Source organism: Nostoc sp. DSM 114159, from assembly GCF_053470285.1.
This window is the reverse complement of sequence record NZ_JBPFEH010000001.1, coordinates 7,258,925-7,279,827: the sequence shown is the minus strand read 5'-3', so window position 1 is coordinate 7,279,827 and position 20,903 is coordinate 7,258,925. Positions and strand designations below refer to the sequence as shown.

General features: G+C 42.1%; 20 protein-coding genes. 8 read left to right on the top strand and 12 right to left on the bottom strand.

Annotated features, from left to right (window positions below):
* Window positions 1-124: 124 nt before the first annotated feature.
* Entirely contained in the window at window positions 125-1,129 is a 1,005-nt protein-coding gene (locus ACR5KR_RS30925; protein ID WP_448269173.1) for a transaldolase, read from the top strand.
* A gap of 822 nt (window positions 1,130-1,951) precedes the next feature.
* On the opposite strand, the gene psbN is transcribed toward ACR5KR_RS30925, so the two are convergent.
* Window positions 1,952-2,083: a photosystem II reaction center protein PsbN gene (gene psbN, locus ACR5KR_RS30920; protein WP_109011889.1), complete on the bottom strand. Its 132-nt coding sequence runs from the start codon at window positions 2,081-2,083 to the stop codon at window positions 1,952-1,954.
* An 85-nt stretch (window positions 2,084-2,168) separates the two neighbouring features.
* On the opposite strand from psbN, the gene psbH reads away from it, so the two are divergent.
* From psbH to pth, 3 genes are all read left to right on the top strand, one after another.
* On the top strand, window positions 2,169-2,372 hold the full coding sequence (psbH, locus tag ACR5KR_RS30915) for a photosystem II reaction center phosphoprotein PsbH (protein WP_322674201.1): 204 nt from the start codon (window positions 2,169-2,171) through the stop codon (window positions 2,370-2,372).
* Between the two features lie 141 nt (window positions 2,373-2,513).
* Window positions 2,514-2,786, top strand: coding sequence for a TatA/E family twin arginine-targeting protein translocase (locus ACR5KR_RS30910; protein WP_448269172.1), 273 nt, complete (start codon window positions 2,514-2,516; stop codon window positions 2,784-2,786).
* 129 nt (window positions 2,787-2,915) lie between these two features.
* Window positions 2,916-3,557: an aminoacyl-tRNA hydrolase gene (gene pth / locus ACR5KR_RS30905; protein ID WP_448269171.1), complete on the top strand. Its 642-nt coding sequence runs from the start codon at window positions 2,916-2,918 to the stop codon at window positions 3,555-3,557.
* Window positions 3,558-3,827: 270 nt separating this feature from the next.
* Here pth and rpsU read toward each other — a convergent pair whose 3' ends face one another.
* Both rpsU and ACR5KR_RS30895 read right to left on the bottom strand, forming a co-directional pair.
* Window positions 3,828-4,007 (bottom strand): 30S ribosomal protein S21, encoded by a 180-nt coding sequence (gene rpsU, locus ACR5KR_RS30900; protein ID WP_069073049.1) that lies wholly within the window; start codon window positions 4,005-4,007, stop codon window positions 3,828-3,830.
* A 440-nt stretch (window positions 4,008-4,447) separates the two neighbouring features.
* Window positions 4,448-4,792: a hypothetical protein gene (locus tag ACR5KR_RS30895; protein WP_445628989.1), complete on the bottom strand. Its 345-nt coding sequence runs from the start codon at window positions 4,790-4,792 to the stop codon at window positions 4,448-4,450.
* A 406-nt stretch (window positions 4,793-5,198) separates the two neighbouring features.
* Here ACR5KR_RS30895 and ACR5KR_RS30890 point away from each other — a divergent pair, with 406 nt between their 5' ends.
* Window positions 5,199-6,035 (top strand): SPFH domain-containing protein, encoded by an 837-nt coding sequence (locus ACR5KR_RS30890; protein WP_445628988.1) that lies wholly within the window; start codon window positions 5,199-5,201, stop codon window positions 6,033-6,035.
* 3 nt (window positions 6,036-6,038) lie between these two features.
* Here ACR5KR_RS30890 and folP read toward each other — a convergent pair whose 3' ends face one another.
* The 9 genes from folP to ACR5KR_RS30845 all read right to left on the bottom strand — a co-directional run bounded on the left by folP (window position 6,039) and on the right by ACR5KR_RS30845 (window position 15,863).
* A complete protein-coding gene (gene folP / locus ACR5KR_RS30885) occupies window positions 6,039-6,899 on the bottom strand; it encodes a dihydropteroate synthase (protein WP_448269170.1) in 861 nt (286 codons plus the stop codon).
* 95 nt (window positions 6,900-6,994) lie between these two features.
* On the bottom strand, window positions 6,995-8,215 hold the full coding sequence (gene hpnI, locus ACR5KR_RS30880; protein WP_448269169.1) for a bacteriohopanetetrol glucosamine biosynthesis glycosyltransferase HpnI: 1,221 nt from the start codon (window positions 8,213-8,215) through the stop codon (window positions 6,995-6,997).
* A gap of 130 nt (window positions 8,216-8,345) precedes the next feature.
* On the bottom strand, window positions 8,346-9,200 hold the full coding sequence (gene hpnK, locus ACR5KR_RS30875) for a hopanoid biosynthesis-associated protein HpnK (RefSeq protein ID WP_448269168.1): 855 nt from the start codon (window positions 9,198-9,200) through the stop codon (window positions 8,346-8,348).
* 13 nt (window positions 9,201-9,213) lie between these two features.
* Window positions 9,214-10,074, bottom strand: coding sequence for a ferritin-like domain-containing protein (locus tag ACR5KR_RS30870; protein WP_448269167.1), 861 nt, complete (start codon window positions 10,072-10,074; stop codon window positions 9,214-9,216).
* 141 nt (window positions 10,075-10,215) lie between these two features.
* Window positions 10,216-11,670, bottom strand: a complete 1,455-nt coding sequence (gene hpnJ / locus ACR5KR_RS30865; protein WP_448269166.1) for a hopanoid biosynthesis associated radical SAM protein HpnJ — start codon at window positions 11,668-11,670, stop codon at window positions 10,216-10,218.
* A 239-nt stretch (window positions 11,671-11,909) separates the two neighbouring features.
* Window positions 11,910-12,725 (bottom strand): MBL fold metallo-hydrolase, encoded by an 816-nt coding sequence (locus ACR5KR_RS30860; RefSeq protein ID WP_448270391.1) that lies wholly within the window; start codon window positions 12,723-12,725, stop codon window positions 11,910-11,912.
* Between the two features lie 121 nt (window positions 12,726-12,846).
* The gene (locus tag ACR5KR_RS30855; RefSeq protein WP_448269165.1) at window positions 12,847-13,197 is read right to left on the bottom strand and encodes a hypothetical protein; all 351 of its coding nucleotides are present in this window, start codon (window positions 13,195-13,197) and stop codon (window positions 12,847-12,849) included.
* The gene (locus tag ACR5KR_RS30850; RefSeq protein WP_448269164.1) at window positions 13,172-13,981 is read right to left on the bottom strand and encodes an SDR family NAD(P)-dependent oxidoreductase; all 810 of its coding nucleotides are present in this window, start codon (window positions 13,979-13,981) and stop codon (window positions 13,172-13,174) included. Before ACR5KR_RS30850 ends, ACR5KR_RS30855 begins: the two co-directional genes overlap by 26 nt.
* A 226-nt stretch (window positions 13,982-14,207) precedes the next feature.
* Entirely contained in the window at window positions 14,208-15,863 is a 1,656-nt protein-coding gene (locus ACR5KR_RS30845; protein WP_448269163.1) for a B12-binding domain-containing radical SAM protein, read from the bottom strand.
* 339 nt (window positions 15,864-16,202) lie between these two features.
* Between ACR5KR_RS30845 and ACR5KR_RS30840 the strand changes: the two genes are divergently transcribed.
* The 3 genes from ACR5KR_RS30840 (at window position 16,203) to ACR5KR_RS30830 (ending at window position 20,819) form a co-directional block, all read left to right on the top strand.
* Window positions 16,203-17,822: a cyclic peptide export ABC transporter gene (locus ACR5KR_RS30840; protein ID WP_448269162.1), complete on the top strand. Its 1,620-nt coding sequence runs from the start codon at window positions 16,203-16,205 to the stop codon at window positions 17,820-17,822.
* Window positions 17,823-17,881: 59 nt separating this feature from the next.
* A complete protein-coding gene (locus ACR5KR_RS30835; protein WP_099099524.1) occupies window positions 17,882-18,112 on the top strand; it encodes a DUF6737 family protein in 231 nt (76 codons plus the stop codon).
* Window positions 18,113-19,607: 1,495 nt separating this feature from the next.
* Complete coding sequence (locus ACR5KR_RS30830; protein WP_448269161.1) at window positions 19,608-20,819, top strand: sensor domain-containing diguanylate cyclase; 1,212 nt, start codon at window positions 19,608-19,610, stop codon at window positions 20,817-20,819.
* Window positions 20,820-20,903: the final 84 nt, after the last annotated feature.

The window sequence follows — 20,903 nt, the reverse complement described above, 5'->3', positions numbered from 1 at the left end:
AAGATAGTAAGCAAAATTGGGCAATGATTAAGAAAAATTGCCAGAATCAGAATTGAAGGAAGAGTAAAGAGTGTAAAGAACTGGGGAATAAGTAAATCCTGTAACATTCATCACGGAGTATTTTATGTCTAAGAATTTACTGGAACAATTGCGACAAGTGACTGTTGTAGTCGCAGATACAGGGGATATCCAGGCAATTGAAAAGTTTAAGCCCCAAGATGCTACCACCAATCCTTCGCTGATTACTGCTGCGGCACAAATGCCAGAATATCAGGAAATTGTCGATCAAACTTTACTCCAAGCCCAGAAAGATGCTGGAGCCGGAGCCACCCAAGCACAGATAGTTTCTCTGGCTTTTGACCGTTTGGCAGTTGCCTTTGGATTAAAGATTTTGCAAATCATTCCCGGTCGCGTATCTACGGAAGTGGATGCTCGTTTGTCTTACGATACCGAAGCTACTGTAACTAAGGCACGGGAATTAATTGCTCAGTATAAAGCTGCTGGAATTGGCCGCGATCGCGTTTTAATTAAAATTGCCAGCACTTGGGAAGGCATTCGCGCTGCGGAAATTCTCGAAAAAGAAGGTATTCACTGTAACCTTACCTTGTTATTTGGTCTTCACCAAGCGATCGCCTGTGCTGAAGCTGGCGTTACCCTAATTTCTCCCTTCGTTGGCCGGATTCTTGACTGGTACAAAAAAGATACCGGACGCGATAGCTACCCAGCAGCCGAAGATCCAGGAGTTTTGTCTGTCACCAAAATCTACAACTACTACAAGAAATTTGGCTATAAAACCGAAGTTATGGGAGCTAGTTTCCGTAACGTTGGTGAAATTACTGAACTTGCAGGTAGTGACTTGCTGACCATTTCACCTTCACTTTTGGGTGAATTGCAAGCAACTGTTGGAGAACTGCCACGTAAACTTGACCCTGCGAAGGCAGCAAGCTTGGAAATCGAAAAGATATCCATTGACAAAGCTAGCTATGACAAGATGCACGCCGCTGACCGTATGGCAACCGACAAACTAGACGAAGGTATTAAAGGTTTCACCAAGGCACTAGAAGACCTTGAAAAACTTTTGGCAGACCGACTAGTTCGCCTGGAAGGAGAAGTAGTGGCAAGCCATTAGGGATTTCCAATTCAAAAACATCCAAAGTAATGTGCGTTACGGCTTAAGCTGTAACGCACTTCAAATATTATGTCTGGGTAATTAATTATGATTACCATAGTCATTTCATTCCACACGCTAGTCGCTCATCGAGGAAACTCCGATAAGGAACACCAATAGACTTCTTGGCATTTGTCGGGAAAAGGGGAAGGTGGGGTCCCCTCTGGGGATAAGGCTACCGTGTATACACAAGTCTCAAGTAGTTGATAAATCTTGGTTTTACCCCACCCTAACCCTCCTTTCTGGGGCAGGTTTTTTTGATTAGACAAATTTTTGGGATTTTAAAACCAAAACCATTGTCTGAGAACTTAAAACTACGTTCAATAATTGAGAACATTCTCAACTATTTATCGAAAGCCTAAAAGCCTGCCCTTGAAAGCCCTAACCCTCCCCCCTTCGACAAGCTCAGGGCATCGCTTATAAAGGGGAGGGCACAACATTTCCTCGTTCCCAGTCGGAGACTGGGAATGCATTCATTGAGTCTCTGACTCAATGCTAGATTAGAGGCAGAGCCTCAACGAGGAGCATTCCCATGCAGAGCATGGGAACGAGATAAACGAGAAAACAATGGAAAATCAAACTTTTTTTGACTTGTGTATACACCGTAGGGGGATAAGGGGAAGGGGAAAAGGTTCGTATTGTCCCTTTCCCCTTTAACCTTTACCCTTTTCCCCAAGAGTGCAAAAAGCACTTTTGCCAAGAGGTTTAATGCTTGTCTACGTAGGCGTAGCCCGTCGTAGATATTGCATCAAAAATTTACGCTGCGGACATGATACGACTCTTTTAATCTTCGTGGTCATCGAAGGGATCGTTCAATTGCTTGCTAGGAGGGCCAAAGGAGGTATAAATCGAAATTCCGGTGATGGCAATCACCACGGCAGCCACAGAAATGCTAAGAACTATTGCGGGTTCCATAATTGAAAGATAGATGATGAGTGCTATTCTTATAGAATATTACAGAAGATTAAAAAAAGCTTTGGCAAGTAATCTTAGGTGAACTATGGCACAAAGGACTAGGTTGGGAGATATCCTGAAACCACTGAACTCTGAGTATGGGAAAGTGGCTCCAGGTTGGGGTACTACCCCTGTAATGGCTGTTTTTATAGGGCTATTTTTCGTGTTTCTGCTGATTATTCTGCAACTTTACAATAAAACACTGTTGGTTCAGGATGTATTTGTCGATTGGCGCAGTTTAGGACGCTAACACATACACAGCAAGCGAGTTTGGATAACAAGTTAAGTTACACCCGGTTCTTCCGGGTTTTTTTGTGAGTTGCGATTTCCGACTAGACTAACTATATATGTGAGTTTTTGTAGTGGTTTTAGAGTTTACAGGAGACAAAAAATGAATATATTTGGTATCGGTCTGCCGGAAATGGCTGTAATTATGGTAGTGGCGCTGTTAATCTTTGGCCCAAAAAAGCTACCAGAGATCGGTCGGAGTGTAGGCAAAACAATTCGTAGTTTCCAAGAAGCTTCTAAGGAGTTTCAAAACGAGTTTCAAAAAGAAGCAGAACAGTTAGAAGAAGTTGTACAGACGACTGCTGAATTGGAATCTAAGCAAATCCACCCTGCTAAATCTGAGCAGGATACCGCTAGTTCTTCCCAACCTAGCTAGTCTGTCTAAGTTCGTAGTAAGGACTTTAGTCCTTATTTTCTAAGCACTAAAGTGCTTACTACAAACCCTTCATTACTAGCTTAGAGGTTGTACTAGAAGAGTGATGAATATCAATTGACTGTAGGCAAAATGACAGAAGCTGTTACGCAACCAGCTTTGGTAATTCCACAACTAATCGTCGGGTTAGGGAATCCAGAAGCTAAGTATGACCAAACACGCCATAATATCGGTTTTGCAGCTTTAGAAACTCTCTCCCGTTCTTGGCGCATTTCCTTAACAGAAAACCGCAAGTTTCAAGGTGAGTATGGCGAGGGTATGGCCCCAGGTGGAGGTAAAATTCGTTTGTTGAAACCGTTAACTTATATGAATCGCTCAGGACAAGCAATACAAGCGGTGACAAGTTGGTATAAATTGCCGCCTGAGTCAGTGTTGGTGATTTATGACGATATGGATTTGCCTTTGGGAAAAACTCGTTTGCGCTTATCTGGTTCGGCTGGGGGACATAACGGCATGAAAAGTGCGATCGCACATCTTAATACCCAAAACTTTCCTCGTTTGCGAATCGGTATTGGTAAACCCAAAGATGCAGCTAATAACGATGATTCTGGTGCTATCTCTCATGTGCTAGGGCGATTTTCCGCTGCCGAAAATCAGCAGATGTCTCTTGTACTTCAGTTCGTAGTTGAGTGTATTGAACTAAGTCTCAAGCAGGGAGTAGAAAAGGCGATGAATGTTTGTAATAGCCGTACCATTAATAATTCTGAGTCTTAAGGCTGGATGAATACTATCCTATCAGCCGATTAAAGAAAGCTAACCGATGTTTAAAGGCGCTTATTTTGGTTGATGGGCAGCGATTTTAGCTTGCTCCATCTAACCAAGATAAAGTCTCTAACGCATTCTACGTATAGGAAAAGTAACTCATTTACACCCTAATTAGCGGTGCGGCAGACTTTGCTTAATATTTGTATGAATAATGGCGCAAGCGCTATTGCTTGTCTTCGGTCATAACCTCAAGCAACGCCGGGATCGCACCAAATAGGTTTATTTAAAACGTCTTGTGCGTCTAGCTGCCACTGCCTTACGTTTGCGTTTTTCTATTGGTGTTTCAAAGTGCCGATGATATTTTACATCAGCTAATATCCCAGCTTTGGAAACCTGGCGTTTAAACCGACGCAAAGCTGAGTCTATTCCTTCGTTCTCTCCTAGAACCACCTGGGTCATTCTTCCCTTTTCCTCATCATTAATAGTTTCCATTCTAATATTACCCTCAACCTTAGTAAAACCCCTCTGAGCTAAAGTCACAATTAAGAGGCTATTTGTCCGGTTGACGCGGGTTATGTGTACTTCTATCTCGTAAAATCGTTACTTAACTAAAAGTTAATCTAAGTGCCCTAATGCACTCAATACGGTTCGGTGAAAGGGGAAAGGGTAAAGGGGAAAGGGGAATAAAAAACCTTTAACCGCAAACCCATTTCCCTTTCCCCAAACCCTATTTTGAGTTCAAAATGCTTATCCGAACCGTATTGCTAATGCACTCTCAGAAGCAATGGAGAAGATAGGAAAATTATAATACTAAATTTTTCTGGCTTTACTATGAACTAGCGAATAATGTAATCTTAGCTACTAAGGTAGATGAGTCAATCTGACTATATTTACAGATTTTAAAAGTTGATTCTGCCCTCATTTAGTAATTTATATCCAGCGGCTAATGCTGTAAAAGCAACTATGAAATTCCATAAGCTAGTTGGCTGTAAAATAACTCCACCGCTTAAGAAAACTAGTACTATACCAATGCCTAGAAAAATCCATCCTAAGTTACCAGTTTCTCTTTGAAAAAAGATTAATGCAAATACACCTATCATAGTTGCTAAAACTGAAGCTGTAGCCGGCAAGCTACGGTAAAAATATGAATAGTAACCGCTAACAAATATGATGTTTTGACCAAAAAAGTATAATCCTGTGAAAAGTAGAATTAAACCTATAAGTTTGATTAACAATCTACCCATAATATTTTGATGTTTTTAATAGCCCAAGCTAATTTTTATCCGATTATAGTGGGGTTTTTAAATCTTGCCAAATTTTACCTGAGAGGTTTGATTTTTTAAGTAAATATACTGGACAAAAATCCCGACTGTCTGAAAATGCCAGTGCAAGTAATGTTGATTACATCAATTAGTCCTTGCCAGCATTTGATCGAGGTGCTTTAATAGCGATGTCTGACGACAAGAAGCAGAGCTTCTACGCATTCTGCAAAACAGTCTCACTTACAGAATATGTACAAAACTTGCAGCGATTCCACCTCACTGCTGGTGTTGATAAAATTACAGACTCAAAACATTAAACTCAAAGATATGACAAGCTAGTAGCATATCTTTGATATTAAATTCTCCCCAAAGCTGAATAGGAGCATACATGGAGCCAATTATTGCTATAGTTTTAGCCCTTATAGGTTATGCATTAGGTTCTGCAAAACTGATTAATCAAGGAAATGAAGCCTTAGTCGAACGCTTAGGGCGGTATCATCGAAAACTTAAGCCGGGGCTGAACTTTATTGTTCCCTTGGTCGATCAGATTGTAATGGAAGATACTACACGAGAGCAGTTTTTAGACATCAAACCTCAGAATGTGATCACCCAAGATAATATTTACGTAGAAGTGGACGCTATTGTATACTGGCGGATTCGAGATATCGAGAAAAGCTTTTACGCGATTGAGGATCTGCAAGGGGCACTGACACAGATCACCACAACTACTCTGCGAGAAATCATTGCTCAGAATACCCTAGAGCAGACCAACGTCTCTAGAGCGGAGATGGACTCAGCTATCTTAGACCAGTTGAATAGTATAACGGCAGATTGGGGAGTTGATATTCTCCGGTTAGATATTCAGAGAATTACTCTACCTGAAAGTGTGCGAAAGTCTAGGGAAGAGGAACAAGCCGCTGTCATCAAAAAACGGGCACTGATTACCGAAGCAGAAGGGGAAAAGGAAGCTGCGATTAAAAAAGCAGAAGGAACTATGGCTTCAGTGCAAATCATTTCTCAAGCTCTCCGTTCCAATCCCGACAGTAGGGATATTTTGCGGTATCTTGTGGCTCAAGATTACGTAGATGCTAGCCAAAAACTTGGTGAGAGCAGTAATGCCAAAATTGTCTTTGTAGACCCAGCTAACTCAAGTGAAATGTTTCAGGAGTTGATAGCCCACCCAGAAAATCCAGAAGGTAACGGCAAAAAATACGAAGAACAGTAATACCTAGCAATTACCTTGTGTGGCTTGTCTTGATAGGGCATCGGCGACTAATGAAACATCGCGCATTTCTTGAACATCATGAACTCGGAGGATATCAGCCCCATTAAAAATAGCAGCACAACAAGCTGCTGCCGTTCCCCAAACTCGTGCTTTGGGATCTGGTTGATTTAAAATGCGACCAATGAAATTTTTACGAGATGCTCCTATCAAGATAGGACAGTTTAGTGGTGCGAGCGATCGCAAACCGCAAAAAATTTCTAAATTTTGCTCATAGTTTTTAGCAAAACCAATACCAGGATCGATAATAATTTTACCCAGATCGATGCCCGCAGTAGTTGCTGCCTCAATTTGCCGAGCCAAAAAACTATAAATCTCACCAAGCAAATCTTGATAATCAGTCTGTTGTTGCATTGTCTGTGGTGTTCCCCGGATGTGCATTAAAATCATCGGCACACCTAAGTTTGCGACTGTTGCCAACATTTCTGAGTCAAAAGTGCCGCCAGAAATATCATTAATAATATCCGCCCCAGCTTCTACAGATGCCTTGGCTACAGCAGCACGGGTTGTATCTACAGAAATTGGGGCTGAAATTTTTGGTCTTAGCACCTGTAGTACCGATAGTACCCGATGGAGTTCCTCCACCAGAGTTATTTGCTTTGCCCCTGGTCGAGTTGATTGACCGCCCACATCAATGATGTCAGCACCAGCAGCCACCAGTGCTTGCGCCTGTACTAAAGCGGTAGAGGTAGTGTTAAACTCACCCCCATCACTAAAGCTATCGGGCGTTACATTTAAAATGCCCATCAAATAAGTCCGCTGTCCCCAATTGAAACAGCGTTCTCGAATTATCAAGTTCCTTGGCATAACCCTGTTTTGTCACTCTTGGAAAACAATAATCGAAGCAAGATTGTGAAACTTTCTGCCAAAACGGGATGCTCCCCATAAGAAAGTTAGCACTGCTATGCGCCCTTATCAATCAAAACCTTGATTGATAATCGATCGTTTTTGTCTTCTGGTACTAATAGCTTTCCATCTTTAGTTAGCTTCAGTTGTTGCCCCCGCCACTCTATAGTGTTGCCAATAAAGCCAAAACACCAAATAACAAAGCTTAATAAGTCGCACCCAAGAACGAGCCACAAAAACTTTTTGACTATTGGATCTTTCAAACTGATAGTACCAACAACCCAAGCCATTACCAATCTTGTTATCCAACAGATAGATAATCCTAGCCATCCTAATATTGAACCATTAGTGGTAATCAGTAGCAACAAGCTGGTGACAACACCATAGGTAAAAATTAGTCCTAGATAACCCCAAGGACGAGAAACTCGTTTACCACGCGCCCAACGAATCTGTCGTCTGATGGCATCAACTAAGTTGTTGCTTATCTGTACGTGTTCAACTATGTAGTCGGAAAGGACAACTTTATAACCTGCTTGGACAGGTAGATAGCCTAATTGAAAATCATCTGCCAGATAATCAGCGATCGCTTCAAATCCACCGATAGCTTCTAGTACTTTTTTCGGGATGACAATGGTAGAACCAAAGGCAAATTTTATACCATTTTCTTTAATATTGCTGACTAAAACCCCGGCGTGAAATTCAGTAGTAGTACTAATAGCTTCTAATATCGATATCCATCCTTGAGTTACGGTTCGATACATACAGGTAACTACACCCACGTTTTTATCTTGCAACGGCTGGATAACTCTTTGCAAATAGTCACCTCCAACTCGAATATCACTATCAGCAAGGACTAGAATTTCATATTTCGCTTGAGCTGCGGCATTGGCTAAGTTGCTAATTTTCAGGTTTGTACCAATGATGCGATCGCTTACAATCAGCAAAATATCCAAATCTGAAAAATTGCGGATAATTTTCTCTACAATCTCTATGCAAGGGTCTTGAGAGTTTCGTACTGCAAAGATAATTTGATATTTGGGATAGTCCTGCTGGCAAAATGAAGCGAGGTTTTCATAAGCATTACTATCAAGTCCACAAATAGGTTTGAGGATACTAACAGGTGGATGAAACTCTCGATTAACTGCTTGGGGAGCAGCAAAAAAAGTTATTGCTGCATAAATTGCATAGCAATAAAACAAAACAGACGCTATGCACAAAATTAGGAGAAAATAACTAGCGATCGCATGAAGATTTGTTAAGAAGGTAGATGCAAACATAGCCATTCATTACCAGGCAATTAGTATTAGCATTTTCTAGATTCACTGCCGATAAGTTTAGGATTTTTGTATGTATGTTAAATGAAATCTGGATGACAAAGTTATTACTTTGAATTATGGAAAATCAAATTTAGGTGATACGTTGGGATAGAAAATGATGGTTAGTAAGTTCAAAGCCGTTACTCAGGAGCGCTTCGCGTACCTGACGACTTAACAATGCAGCCAGTTCTGCTTCTCCTGTACTTAGTTCTCCATTGGCGATTGCTGGGTGAGAGTAAATCTCAACCAAGTTTGCCTGAATCTGAGGTATCAATCCAAGTAAATATTCTTCTGTAATGCCTCCAGTTTGCAATAAACCGTAAACTCTTTGGGTAAAGTTAATACCTTGGGACTCTAGCAATTTCTCACCATAGCGGCGTAGTCTGCCAAATACTCCTGACCAAACTAGTTTTGTCAGTAGATGACTGCGATTCACTCTTAAGTTCATTCTCAGTTCTTCACTGGGAAGACGAATTACTTTAATATCAAATTCTGCTGCCAAATCAACTAAAATACGCAAGACTACTGGATGTATGTGCAAATGCAAATGTCCATCGACATGAGAAAGAGGTAAATTAGTAGAACGGTATTTTTCTAATTGGGCGCGAATTTCTTGGCGCAGTTCTTGATGGGTTTCTTTGACAAATTGATAGCGCAAACCGGCGAAAAATGGACTGTTGGAAAAGTTACCCTGTTTGTCAACTAAATGAGGAATTTGCTCTGGCGGTAAGACAGAACGACCACATACCAACACAAGATGTAGTCCAACAGCCAGGTTTGGATTTGCTTTTGCCAAAGTCACAGCCTCTTTTGCAGCATCAGCACTCACCATCAGGCTGGTACTAGTTAGCACTCCTTCTTTATGTGCTTTGATAATTGCTTGATTAACTCCTTCAGAGAAACCAAAGTCATCACCATTGATGATGGCGAATCGCTGTGCTTGCATAAGTTTTGGATTTTTAAGGTTCCGATAATTGAGCTATTGAATTAGACTGACGCCGAGGTATAAGCCTAAAAGTTGCTAAGGCAGTTTTCGCTAGGTTTGGTATCAGTTGCGGTTGAAGTAATTCTCGATTAAAGACACCAAGCCGTCGAGTATTTTCTTGCAAGCAAGTAGATAACAATAACTCTGGGGTTAAATTATCTATAAAGTTGCTAGCACCGGTAGCTGTGAAACCCTCTTGTTGTTCTTCGTTAGAACCACTAAAGGCTTTAATCTTATCTTGTAATGCTCTGCTGTAATGTACAAGAGCATTAATTCCCCGCGACCAATTACTTTTACCCTCCTGAATTTGCTGGTATGTAACCCAATTCACAAAAAACATGATATGACGAGCTTCTTCATTAAGAACTGCATCGAAGATATCAAATAATGATTCTGGAATGTAGTTGATATGACGACGAGCAAGCCCAAACAAGCCAAAGGCTAAAAAAGAGTCAAGACATTCACCAAAACCAAAGTCAAGGAAGGCGGTTTTAATATTACTAGGAAGTACAGGTTCAGGAGGCGGGGAAATTTGAAGATCGTAGCGCTCGATCAGGAATTTAATTAGTTTACCGTGGCGAACTTCTTCCATCCCTTGGAGAGCGATCGCTTCTTTTAATACAGGGTCGCTAATTGTGGCTGCAAAAGCGTTTACCATCACTCCTGCTTCTTGTTCGGTATTGAGTGCTTCTCTCCAAAAAGGAATGCTTCGCAAGCTTTCGAGAGCAACATTATCCAGATTCGGCCAAGGGAGGCTTTCTGGTTCATACTCCAAGTGACTTTCAAGAAAGCTACGACAAAAAAGCTCTTTGTGTTCTTTGCTTCCTATTTTCATGGCTGAAGAATTTTTAACTTGTTGATAAGTAGTTCAGACAGAATTAATTACACGGTGCGATCGCGATCGCAGTAAATTATTTTTGTGCGTTTACTTATTTGGCTGGGTTATCGTCAATTCCTCCATAAAAATAACCAATAACTAACCAACAACTACTGATTCTGCTTTTGCTGTTGCTTGGGTGCGACGGTCTTTTAAATATGAGAAAAATTCCCGCCCTTCGCGCAAGCGACGCACTAACATTTGGGGATCGGCGAGCATTTCGCTAACAATTGGAATAATCGCTCTGGGACGGAAGTAAAATTTCCGATACATTCTTTCAACTGCATCCTCAATTTCAGCACTGGAGAGATTTGGATATTGCAGTGTAGACATTTGAATTCCTGAACTAGCAACTAAGGAATTGTTGCTAAACCAATTATTTTCTTGTGCTTGGCGATAAAGTTCTGTTCCAGGATATGGAGCTGCGATCGAAACCTGAATTGTATGCGGACTAATATCGCAAGCAAACCGCACCGTTTCTTCAATTGTTTGTGGGGTTTCGTCGGGTAAGCCAATAATAAATGTACCGTGTACAGTAATGCCAAGTTTATGACAATTTTCCATAAACTTCCGCGCTACTTCCAGCTTGATTCCTTTTTTTATTCCATCTAAAATTTGCTGATTTCCAGATTCAAACCCGACTAAAAGTAGGCGTAAACCATTATCGCGTAGTTTTTTCAGAGTGTCATAATCTAGATTGGCACGAGCGTTGCAACTCCAAGTTAGTTTGAGTCGCCGCAGATGTTCGCTAATGGCGATCGCTCGCTGTTTGTCTATAGTAAATGTGTCATCATCAAACATATATTCCCGCACTTTATCACCGAAGATCGCTTTCGCTTCTTCCATTTCGCGCCCAACAGCTTCGGGGCTTTTTGTGCGGTATAAGTGTCCGCCAATTGTTTGCGGCCAAAGGCAAAAGGTGCATTTTGCCGGACAGCCCCGCCCAGTGTAAAAGGAAATGTATGGATGCAATAAGTAGCCAATAAAGTATTTGGTAATATCTAGATCGCGGTGATAAATCGGCAATACACTGGGCATCGAATCCCAATCGTGAATCAACGGACGATCTTGATTATGATGGATATTACCCTGGCGATCGCGATAGCTTAAACCTGTGATTTCTTCCCAAGATTTACCTTCAGCTATTTCTTTGCAAGTATAGTCAAATTCGTGACGACAAACAAAGTCAATGATTGGGTTTTCAAGCAACGTCTGTTCTGGTAATACTGCGACGTGCGCTCCAATCAAGCCAATCTTGACATCAGGGTTTTGAGCTTTGATTGTCTTGGCACACTTGACATCATTAGCCAGCGAAGGCGTGCTGGTGTGCATGATAATTAGCTCGTAATCTTGAGCAATTTCGATGACATCTTCTACTGTTTGACCGTGTGGGGGTGCATCAATAAGCTTGCTACCAGGCACAAGGGCTGCGGGTTGCGCCAACCATGTCGGATACCAGAAAGAAGTAATTTCGCGCTTGGCTTGGTATCGGGAACCTGCACCACCATCAAACCCATCGAAGGAAGGAGGACTGAGAAACAAAGTTTTTTTCACAGGTAGATTTCCCTTTGCAGGTTTTAGCTAACACTTTTTTAGGATAAAACCTAAAGGGCAGCTGATGCGATCGCAGTTCTAAATCATTCATTAAATTTCTTATTTCTCTCTCTTGAGCGAAAAATCTCTGCGTACCTCTGCGCTTTACTTTGCGTCCCTCTGCGTTTCAAAATATTATCTGTACCTCACTTAACTGGGAATCGCTATAACCAAGCTTTTGTTGATTTGGAATGACTGGTTTATTTTTGCCGTGTTGTACTAGATTGGTCAGCAAATGCTTTGAACTCGACAGCATCATGACTACAAAACAGGCGTATATCTTGATTGCGATCGCTTGATAATGCGCGTAGCCGGTCTTGATTGAGCAATCGAGCTTTGCGATCCACTTCCATCATCCATTGGTAGGCGCGTAAACCTGGAGTGCAGCTTTTTTTGGCTGAGTCCATCTCGTGCCGATAAAAATAGGCATCACCTGCGTGGAGAAGCCAACCCTCTGGTGTATCAATGGCGATACCAGCATGACCCCGCGTGTGACCAACAAGGGGAATGAGGAGAATTTCTGGCGGTAGTCCGTCGAGGTTACGTACTGCTTCAAAGCCGAACCAAGGTTCGCCTCCCGCCGAATAGTACTTCCAGTGCTTAACCTCATCCCACTGTTGTGGACGAAAGCGCCTTTTGGCAATGAATCCGCGCCGATCCTGGGCGGTTTCCATCTCAGTTTGCATTACATGTACGGTTGCTTCCGGGAAATCTTCCAGACCACCGGCATGATCGAAATCGAGGTGGGTAAGCACAATATGACGCACATCTCGCGCGGAAAATCCCAACTTTTCAATTTGATCGATTGCTGTGTATTTTTTATCAAACTGGATGCCATTGAAATGAATGAAAAACGGGCTGAGGCGGGAGTAAGGCGAGTTGATATCGCGCAGTCCGAAGCCAGTATCAATTAGAACAAGTCCCTGTTCTGTCTCGATCAGCAGACAGTGGCAGACGAGGTGAGCTTTCGGGCCGCGACTGAAGCCATCGAAGAGGGCCCCGCCAATCGGGCACATGCAGCCACAATTGAGATGATGAATTTGCATAAATCCTCCGTTACGACTTTGACGGTCAAAATAAGTAGTGATGCACATCTGTGCCTTGGTGTCAACTTAGCGTGAAACCCTTGAAAACCACTCACTTACCATGACTATCCTCGTTACCCCACCCTAACCCTCTCCTTGTAAAGGGGAGGGAACAAGATTTCTCTTGTTCCCAGTCTCCGACTGGGAATGCCGTCCTAGAGGCTCCGCCTCCCTTGCTGGCGGCAGAGCCGCCAAGAGCAACATTTCCAGCCTCTAGGCTGGAAACGAGATTTGAAAAGGCTTTTAGCTGAAGTTGACACCAATGACAGTTGTACGCCCCTACAGATGTGCAAATAATTTGGGATAATTTATTTTTTGCAAGTCCGTTAGCCCAGGCGATCGCACCCTGCTTAAAATGAGTCTTGATTGGGTACAAATTAGTTGTTGCCCGATCCTGGCTCACTGAGTTTGCGGTGCAGTTCAGCATTGACGGTATCAGGTAAGACCTTGCTCACAGTTCCCTGAAGCTTCGTTTTCAGCGAACCAGCGATGATGTCATCTTTGCCTGCCATCAAAGCTTCAAAACCCTGCTTGGCCACCTCAGCCGGATCGTCCTTTTGATCCGTGCCCACTTTTGTGTCGTCCATACCCGCGCGGTGGAAGAAGTTGGTATCGGTGGGCCCCGGCATCAGGGCGGTGACGGTAACGCCCGTGTCCTTCAATTCGTTGCGTAACCCTTCTGAAAAGGAATGCACAAAAGCTTTGGAGGCGGCGTAGACTGTCTCGAACGGGCCGGGCATCAAAGCGGCAATCGACGACGTGAAAAGGATTCGACCCTTGCCAAGCTCAACCATATCCTTTACCACCCGTTTGGCAAGATGTACAGAGGACACGACATTTAGATCGATCAGATTGAGTTCGTCCTTTAAATCGGTTTCACGGGCGAAATCACCACCGACACCAACACCTGCGTTGATGGCGATCGCATCCACTGGTCGCCCAGTTGCCTTAATCTGGTTGTAGAGTGTCTCAACTCCGTCATAGTTAGCGAGATCGGCCTGCACCGTCTCAACTTTAGCACCCAGTTCCTCGAAGGCAATAGCCGCTTCGTCAATGCTCGATCCGGTGGCTGTAACTAGAAGATCGAAGCCGTTTTGAGCAAACTGTTTTGCGAGTTCATAACCGATGCCGTTAGAGGCACCTGTCACGACAGCCAAGGGTCGGGTCACTGAACTGTTCATAACCATTAAAAATTCCTATGTAACTGCTCCACACTCGCTTGCTATGGTTTTATTGCTACCAAATAATTGCATAGACTGTGGGCTTTCAACCCTTACAATCTTAGGTAGGTAGCAGTGCGATCGCGTCTTTCCCAGGAAGTATCGCGAGTGTATCTTCAAGGTTACTTTTTTACAGTTCTGTATATACCTCTAACAGACTTTCAGGCTCTCAAGACTTATTTTAATAGTTACCTTAGCTACGAACTTTCGTAACGATTTTCTGGGAATAAAACGAAGCCGATTCTTCATTTTTGGCACAATCTTGGGCAAACTTAATCAAATGGTGTCCAACAAGTCCAACGTGAACTAAGTTTTCAATATTACCTGCTTTTAGTGCTGGCTTGGCCATTTTCCAGAAAGTCTGACGATAGTTACTAAATAAGCCTATCCGCACCAAAATATTAGTTAAATAAGTTAAACCCTTGCGAATATTAGCCGCAGAAGTTCGAGAGGGGCTGTTAGGAACTTCGATGCGATTTGGATAGGTGTGTTCCATATTGTAGGCAAATCGCTGATATAAAAATTCTGGCTCATAAGCAGTTGTAATGCAGCGCCGCCACATCTCAACAACTTGCTCGTAGGGCATCAAAAATTCAACATTTGATTCCCGGTTTTCATCATAGACAAGTCGCCCTTCTGCTTCTAATCTCCGCCATAATGGAGTTCTCGGTAACGCATGAAGCAGGTTAATTGTCAACATGGGAATTTGCGATGCCCGAATAAATTCGAGAATTCGGTCTGCTGTTTCTGGTGTATCTGTATCTAACCCAATAATGATTCCCGAAACTACTTCCATACCATAACTATTTAAAACCTGAATCGCTTTTAAGATTGGCATACTCAGATTTTGGTCTTTGGAAATCGCATGGAGGGCATTTGGTTCTGGTGTTTCGATCCCGCAAAAGATTGTACAGAAATAAGCTTCGCGCATCATTTCCAGCAGTTTGGGACTTTGAGCGAGGTTAAGGGTTGCTTCACAGGCAAATTGGATGGGATAGCCATTGCGTTTTTGCCAGTCAATCAGATGAGGAAGTAACTTCATGGCGGCGCGGCGATCGCCAACAAAGTTATCATCAACAAAATATACTGCTCCTAAATTGCCAGATTGTCGCATTGCATCTAACTCCGCGACTACTTGCTCTGGCGTTTTCATCCGGGGATTGTTGCCATAGAGTTCGGGAATATCGCAAAACTCGCAGCGATAAGGGCAACCACTGGAAAACTGCACATTTGCCAAGAAGTAATCATTGATATTCAGCAAATGATAAGCTGGGGTGGGAAACTCTGTTAAGGGTAAACGTTCCTTGGTTTCAAAGCGAATTTGTTGTTGGGGACGTTGAGAGTTTTGGTCTAGATATTCGATCATGCGATCGCTAGCATCTCCCAATTCGCCCAAGTGTAAAATATCAAACTCAGGATAATATTCTGGACACCCAGATACGGAAGGGCCGCCGACAACGGTAATTTTCCCGGCTCGATGGGCAAGTTCGTTAATTTGATTAATCTGTGGTTTTTGGATATGCATTCCACTGACAATCACCACATCAGCCCATTGATAATCAGCCCTAGTTGCTGATTTGACATTCTCATCAATAAACCGCACTTCCCATTCTTTAGGTAAGTAGGCAGCCACAATTAAAATACCTTGGGGTGGCATAAAAGCCCGGACACTACCCATCAGTGGGTAAGCATGATGAAAAGTACCAAAGGAACGGCTGTACTTAGGAAAAATACACAGAATGCGTCGATGGTGCGAAGGAACGTAGCGGGTTCCTTGAGTGACAGAAGCGGTTTGAGAATTGCCGGCTACATTAATTTGATTCTCTAAAGACTTTAAATTCACAGTCATTGCAAATTTCACCCTGAAAAACTGAGCAGGTAATTTGACAGTTTCTTGACATAATTAGCTGTAATTCCAACTAGCTTACCAAAGAAAGGCAGAAGGCAGAAGGAATTATAAATGTATTTTTGCTCAAAACAAAGTCCTAAAGATTATAAATCGTCCAATGTTGCCTTCTGCCTGATTCATCGTCATATTTGAAAGGGTATTTAACTGGTAAAATATAAAATCTACCCTCGCAATGCAAATTTGATTGGTTGGCAAACAACTATTATGGAAATCGCGCATGGGACATAAAAAGAGAGATTTTCATTTTTTGTTGTGTCCAACTGGGTATAGGCATCTGTCATGAATTTGATTTACTTTCTTTTGCGTTCTTCGTGGGGGATGGTGGCGATCGCGATCGCTACCGGATTTTTGAGTGGCGGTAGTAGTGCTGGCTTGATTGCCTTAATTAGCCATGCTGCAAGTAGCGGTAATGCTTCCCGCCTCACATCGATAATCTGGGGTTTTGCGGGGCTGGCTATAGTTGCACTAATTACCAGTATCGTTTCTCAAGTGATGCTGATTCGCCTTTCTCAGAATGCAGTCTTGCAATTACGGATGCGTTTAAGTCGTCAGATTCTCGCTTCCGAGTTGAGTCATCTGGAACGCTTAGGGAATCCTCGATTATTGGCTACTTTAACAGAAGATATTCAGGCGGTTGCTAATGCTGTTTATCAGATGCCTTTTATCTTTATTAATTTAGCGATCGTCCTGGGTTGTATAACATATATAACCTGGCTTTCTTGGTTAGTATTGTTAATGGTTTGTGGGATTTCAGTAGTTGCGATCGCTAGTTGTCAATGGCTACTCAACAGAGGCGGGAAATTACTTACTTTAGCTCGTGAAGATGAAGATCGGTTGTTTAAAGATTTTCGCACCATTACCGAAGGAGTCAAGGAACTTAAACTAAATTACAAGCGACGTGAAGACTTTTTAGAAGAAAAATTACAATCAACTGCTAACGATTTTCGCAATCACAACGTTAACGGTCTAAGCCTTTTTGCCATAACTTCAAGCTGGGGCCAACTCATATTTTTTTTCGCTCTCGGTTTTGTATTGTTTGTCTTGCCTAATCTGCTTACTATTAATCCCGAAACTCTCTCTGGCTACATTTTGACCTTCACTTACTTGGTGTTACCAATGGATAACATCATTAGTAAACTTCCTCTATTAAGCAAAGCTAGCATTGCTTTACAAAAAATCGAATCGCTGGGTTTATCTCTAGCTAGTCGAACTGAAATATCCACTGTTCCACCTGCTCTGAAATCTGACTGGCAGAGGTTAAAAATTCAAGGTGTCACCCACACTTACTACACAGAGCAAGAAGACAATAGCTTTATTTTTGGCCCCGTCGATCTAACACTTTATCCTCAAGAATTAGTCTTTATTGTTGGCGGTAATGGTAGCGGTAAATCTACATTAGCTAAATTAATTACTGGGCTTTATATCCCAGAAAACGGCGAAATCTGGTTTGATGATGAGTTAATTAGCGAAGAGAATCGAGAATGGTATCGCCAGCATTTTTCCGTGGTGTTTTCCGACTTTTATTTATTTGAAGAACTTTTAGGATTAAAAAATTCTTACTTGGATGCTCAAGCCAGAAAATATTTACAAAAACTGCAACTAGACCATAAGGTGAAAGTTGAGAATGGACAACTTTCTACCACTGCTCTTTCTCAAGGACAACGAAAACGGCTAGCTTTACTCACAGCCTACTTGGAAGATCGACCAATTTATCTGTTTGATGAGTGGGCAGCCGATCAAGATCCAGTATTCAAAGAAATATTCTACACTCAACTTCTCCCAGAACTGCGATCGCGGGGCAAAACAGTACTGGTAATTAGCCATGACGATCGCTATTTTCATTTAGCAGACCGAATTATCAAACTTGACTATGGCAAAATAGAGTACGATAAAACTTAATCTGGCAAAACAATTCATAATTATTAAAAGAATATTTGGAGTTTGACTAAATAAAACTAATGTCTGAACAAAAGCCCATAAATCCTTGGAACTACAAACCTTGGTGGTGTCAACCCTGGTCTATAGTTCTCACAGGTGTAACACTGATTGGTGGTAGCTGGTTACTATTTAAAACTATCTGGCTAACAGTTCTCGTTTCCATCCCAATAGGAACGTGGATGGCATTTTTTGTGTTGTTTTGGCCACAACTAATGATTCGCAGTGGAATTTTAGAGTCGTATAAAGAGTAGTTTGAGCTTAATGTAATGCGGGAAATTAATCTAGGTAGAGAAAATTATTCCACCGCGTTCGAGATTTAGCATCTTAGATCGTGTCCAGCTAATTATATCAAGTTCGGGTGATTAAGTAGGTAGGCGTAAATATTTGTCATTGGGATAAGCCAGTCTTGCTGGAGGCTCAGTTGGCAGGAGGGAAGAGGATTTTAGCCTCGTTCATTTTTGTTAATATAGTTTGGTTTTATTCTGCCGACCTACTTTCTTGTAATAAAATCTATTAATGTAGCGACTGCCTTAAAAGTCAAGCAATTGATTGGTTTGTGAAAATTTATGAAAGCGATGCCTACGATGGTCACTGAGCCAAGTCGAAGTGTGGGCTACGCCTACGCACCTGTGTACTCGATCGCGGTGCGATAAAGTTTGGAGTACCTCAAAACGACTTTGGAGTACCTCGAAACGACTTTGGAGTACCTCAAAACGACTTTGGAGTACCTCAAAACGACTTTGAAGTACCTCGAAACGACTTTGGAGTACCTTGAAACGACTTTGGAGTACCTCGAAACGACTTTGGAGTACCTCGAAACGACTTTGGAGTACCTCGAAACGACTTTGGAGTACCTCAAAACGACTTTGGAGTACCTCGAAACGACTTTGGAGTACCTCAAAACGACTTCGAGGTATCTGTTGCTTATATAGCAGTCCTAAATCATTCGTGACAATTTAAGATCGTTTTAATCCCCTGCCTTGGTCTACCGTGTATATACAAATCCTTCTGACCCCCTTAATCCCCCCGATGTATTGGGGGGAAACAGGAATCTAGTTCCCTCCCCAATATATCGGCTACGGTGTATACATAAGTCGAATTACCCCCCTTAATCCCCCCTTATCAAGGGGGGAAATAAGAAATCTTGTTCCCTCACCAATACATACGGGGAGGGTTAGGGCTTTCAAGGGCAGGCTTTTAGGCTTTCGATAAATAGTTGAGAATGTTCTCAATTATTGAACGTAGTTTTAAGTTCTCAGACAATGGTTTTGGTTTTAAAATCCCAAAAATTTGTCTAATCAAAAAAACCTGCCCCAGAAAGGAGGGTTAGGGTGGGGTAAAACCGTGTATTTCTCAGCTATTTCAGACTTGTGTATACACCGTAGCTGCCCTTGGTAAGGAGGGACGGTCTACCACTTCTTCTAAAATACGTATCATATTTGCGTAAGCGTGCAGAGATGAGCAAAACTGTGCTGCAAAGTTAAGCGTAGGCGTAGCCCATCGTAGACATCGCTTAAGCAAATTATGAGAAGAAGTTCTCCTAATCCGTTTCTAATCCTCGGAACTCACGTAGATATAAACAAATTAATGGTATCAAAAACATTAATTCATGATAAAGAACTTTAACAACATAATAAGTTTTGATAATTTTTTGCGAATATTGATATTTTTTAAGATTTCTTTGGGCAAAAGACCTTGTAAGTATCTAGATACTTAAGGAATTTGCACAGGGAAAGTTAGGGTGACATGAACAACAGAGCAAACCAAAGGCATGAAGAACATCATGTAATAAAATATTTCTGTATATTCAACCGAATGTTGATTTTTGTTGCAGAGATATTTATGTTACCCAGCTTTGTAGCTGGAGAGGTAGTACTGCGGTTGTTTCAAAATTTACAATGTCTTAGACTTTCCTGGCTAAGGCGTAGACACTCATCTGTGAAAACCCAACCTGTTCCTCTACCTGACAATGAAGCACAAAGGCTCAAAGCGCTGGCAGACTACAATATTCTAGATACCCTACCCGAACAAGCATTTGATGACCTAACTGCGATCGCTGCCTACATTTGTAAGACTCCAATTGCTTTAATTAGCTTAGTTGATTGCGATCGCCAATGGTTTAAATCTAAGCTTGGACTAGAAAGCAGCGAAATAGCCAGAGATGGGTCTTTTTGTTCCTATGCCATTCTACAACCAGAGGAAATATTAGTGGTTCCTAACGCCCTTAAAGACGATCGCTTTAATAACAATCCCTTAGTCAAAGGTAATCCCAAAATTCGTTTTTATGCTGGTGTTCCTTTAATTACGCCTGATGGTTTTCCAATTGGGACGTTGTGTGTTCTAGATACCATTCCTCATCACTTAAGTTATCAGCAGTTAGATGCACTGCGCCGTCTAAGTCGTCAAGCGATCGCTCAAATAGAACTCATTCAGGAAGTTCGCTACCGCAAACAAGCAGAGATCGAAGGAAGACAGTTATCGCTGACAGATGAACTAACAGGTTTGCATAACCGACGTGCATTCTTGCTGATGGCTGCACAGCAGTTGAAAATTGCTCACCGCATGAAAGTGTTTTGCTGGGTTATCTTCATTGATTTAGATGGACTAAAACAGGTTAACGACACCCTTGGTCATGACATGGGAGATGCCTTGATTATTGATGCTGGTCGATTACTTAAGCAAAGTTTTCGGAACTCAGATATTGTTGCCCGTTTGGGTGGGGATGAGTTCATTGTTTTCATCTCAAGCTACTTTAAGGACGCTGATACTATCCAAGCGCGTCTACAAACAAATATCGCTAACTTTAATCAACAGCAAAACCGTAGCTATAAACTTTCGATGAGTATCGGCATAGAGCGTTACTCACCAGAGAGCAATATGTCACTAGAACAACTAATCGCCAGGTCTGACAAATTAATGTATGCTCAAAAGCGTCTCAAGCGGCAATCTCTTACATAAAATATCCCATTACATAACAGTCTTTAACTACGAATTACGAACTTGTACTGAGCTTGTCCTGAGCGTAGTCGTTGGCGCAGCCTC

Bases quoted from the DNA above. Each gene is read 5' to 3' on its own strand.
- ACR5KR_RS30925 (WP_448269173.1), top strand. From the start codon at position 125: ATGTCTAAGAATTTACTGGAACAATTGCGACAAGTGACTGTTGTAGTC.
- psbN (WP_109011889.1), bottom strand. From the start codon at position 2,083: ATGGAACCCGCAATAGTTCTTAGCATTTCTGTGGCTGCCGTGGTGATT.
- psbH (WP_322674201.1), top strand. From the start codon at position 2,169: ATGGCACAAAGGACTAGGTTGGGAGATATCCTGAAACCACTGAACTCT.
- ACR5KR_RS30910 (WP_448269172.1), top strand. From the start codon at position 2,514: ATGAATATATTTGGTATCGGTCTGCCGGAAATGGCTGTAATTATGGTA.
- pth (WP_448269171.1), top strand. From the start codon at position 2,916: ATGACAGAAGCTGTTACGCAACCAGCTTTGGTAATTCCACAACTAATC.
- rpsU (WP_069073049.1), bottom strand. From the start codon at position 4,007: ATGACCCAGGTGGTTCTAGGAGAGAACGAAGGAATAGACTCAGCTTTG.
- ACR5KR_RS30895 (WP_445628989.1), bottom strand. From the start codon at position 4,792: ATGGGTAGATTGTTAATCAAACTTATAGGTTTAATTCTACTTTTCACA.
- ACR5KR_RS30890 (WP_445628988.1), top strand. From the start codon at position 5,199: ATGGAGCCAATTATTGCTATAGTTTTAGCCCTTATAGGTTATGCATTA.
- folP (WP_448269170.1), bottom strand. From the start codon at position 6,899: ATGCCAAGGAACTTGATAATTCGAGAACGCTGTTTCAATTGGGGACAG.
- hpnI (WP_448269169.1), bottom strand. From the start codon at position 8,215: ATGTTTGCATCTACCTTCTTAACAAATCTTCATGCGATCGCTAGTTAT.
- hpnK (WP_448269168.1), bottom strand. From the start codon at position 9,200: ATGCAAGCACAGCGATTCGCCATCATCAATGGTGATGACTTTGGTTTC.
- ACR5KR_RS30870 (WP_448269167.1), bottom strand. From the start codon at position 10,074: ATGAAAATAGGAAGCAAAGAACACAAAGAGCTTTTTTGTCGTAGCTTT.
- ACR5KR_RS30860 (WP_448270391.1), bottom strand. From the start codon at position 12,725: ATGTGCCCGATTGGCGGGGCCCTCTTCGATGGCTTCAGTCGCGGCCCG.
- ACR5KR_RS30850 (WP_448269164.1), bottom strand. From the start codon at position 13,981: ATGGTTATGAACAGTTCAGTGACCCGACCCTTGGCTGTCGTGACAGGT.
- ACR5KR_RS30845 (WP_448269163.1), bottom strand. From the start codon at position 15,863: ATGACTGTGAATTTAAAGTCTTTAGAGAATCAAATTAATGTAGCCGGC.
- ACR5KR_RS30840 (WP_448269162.1), top strand. From the start codon at position 16,203: ATGAATTTGATTTACTTTCTTTTGCGTTCTTCGTGGGGGATGGTGGCG.
- ACR5KR_RS30835 (WP_099099524.1), top strand. From the start codon at position 17,882: ATGTCTGAACAAAAGCCCATAAATCCTTGGAACTACAAACCTTGGTGG.
- ACR5KR_RS30830 (WP_448269161.1), top strand. From the start codon at position 19,608: ATGAACAACAGAGCAAACCAAAGGCATGAAGAACATCATGTAATAAAA.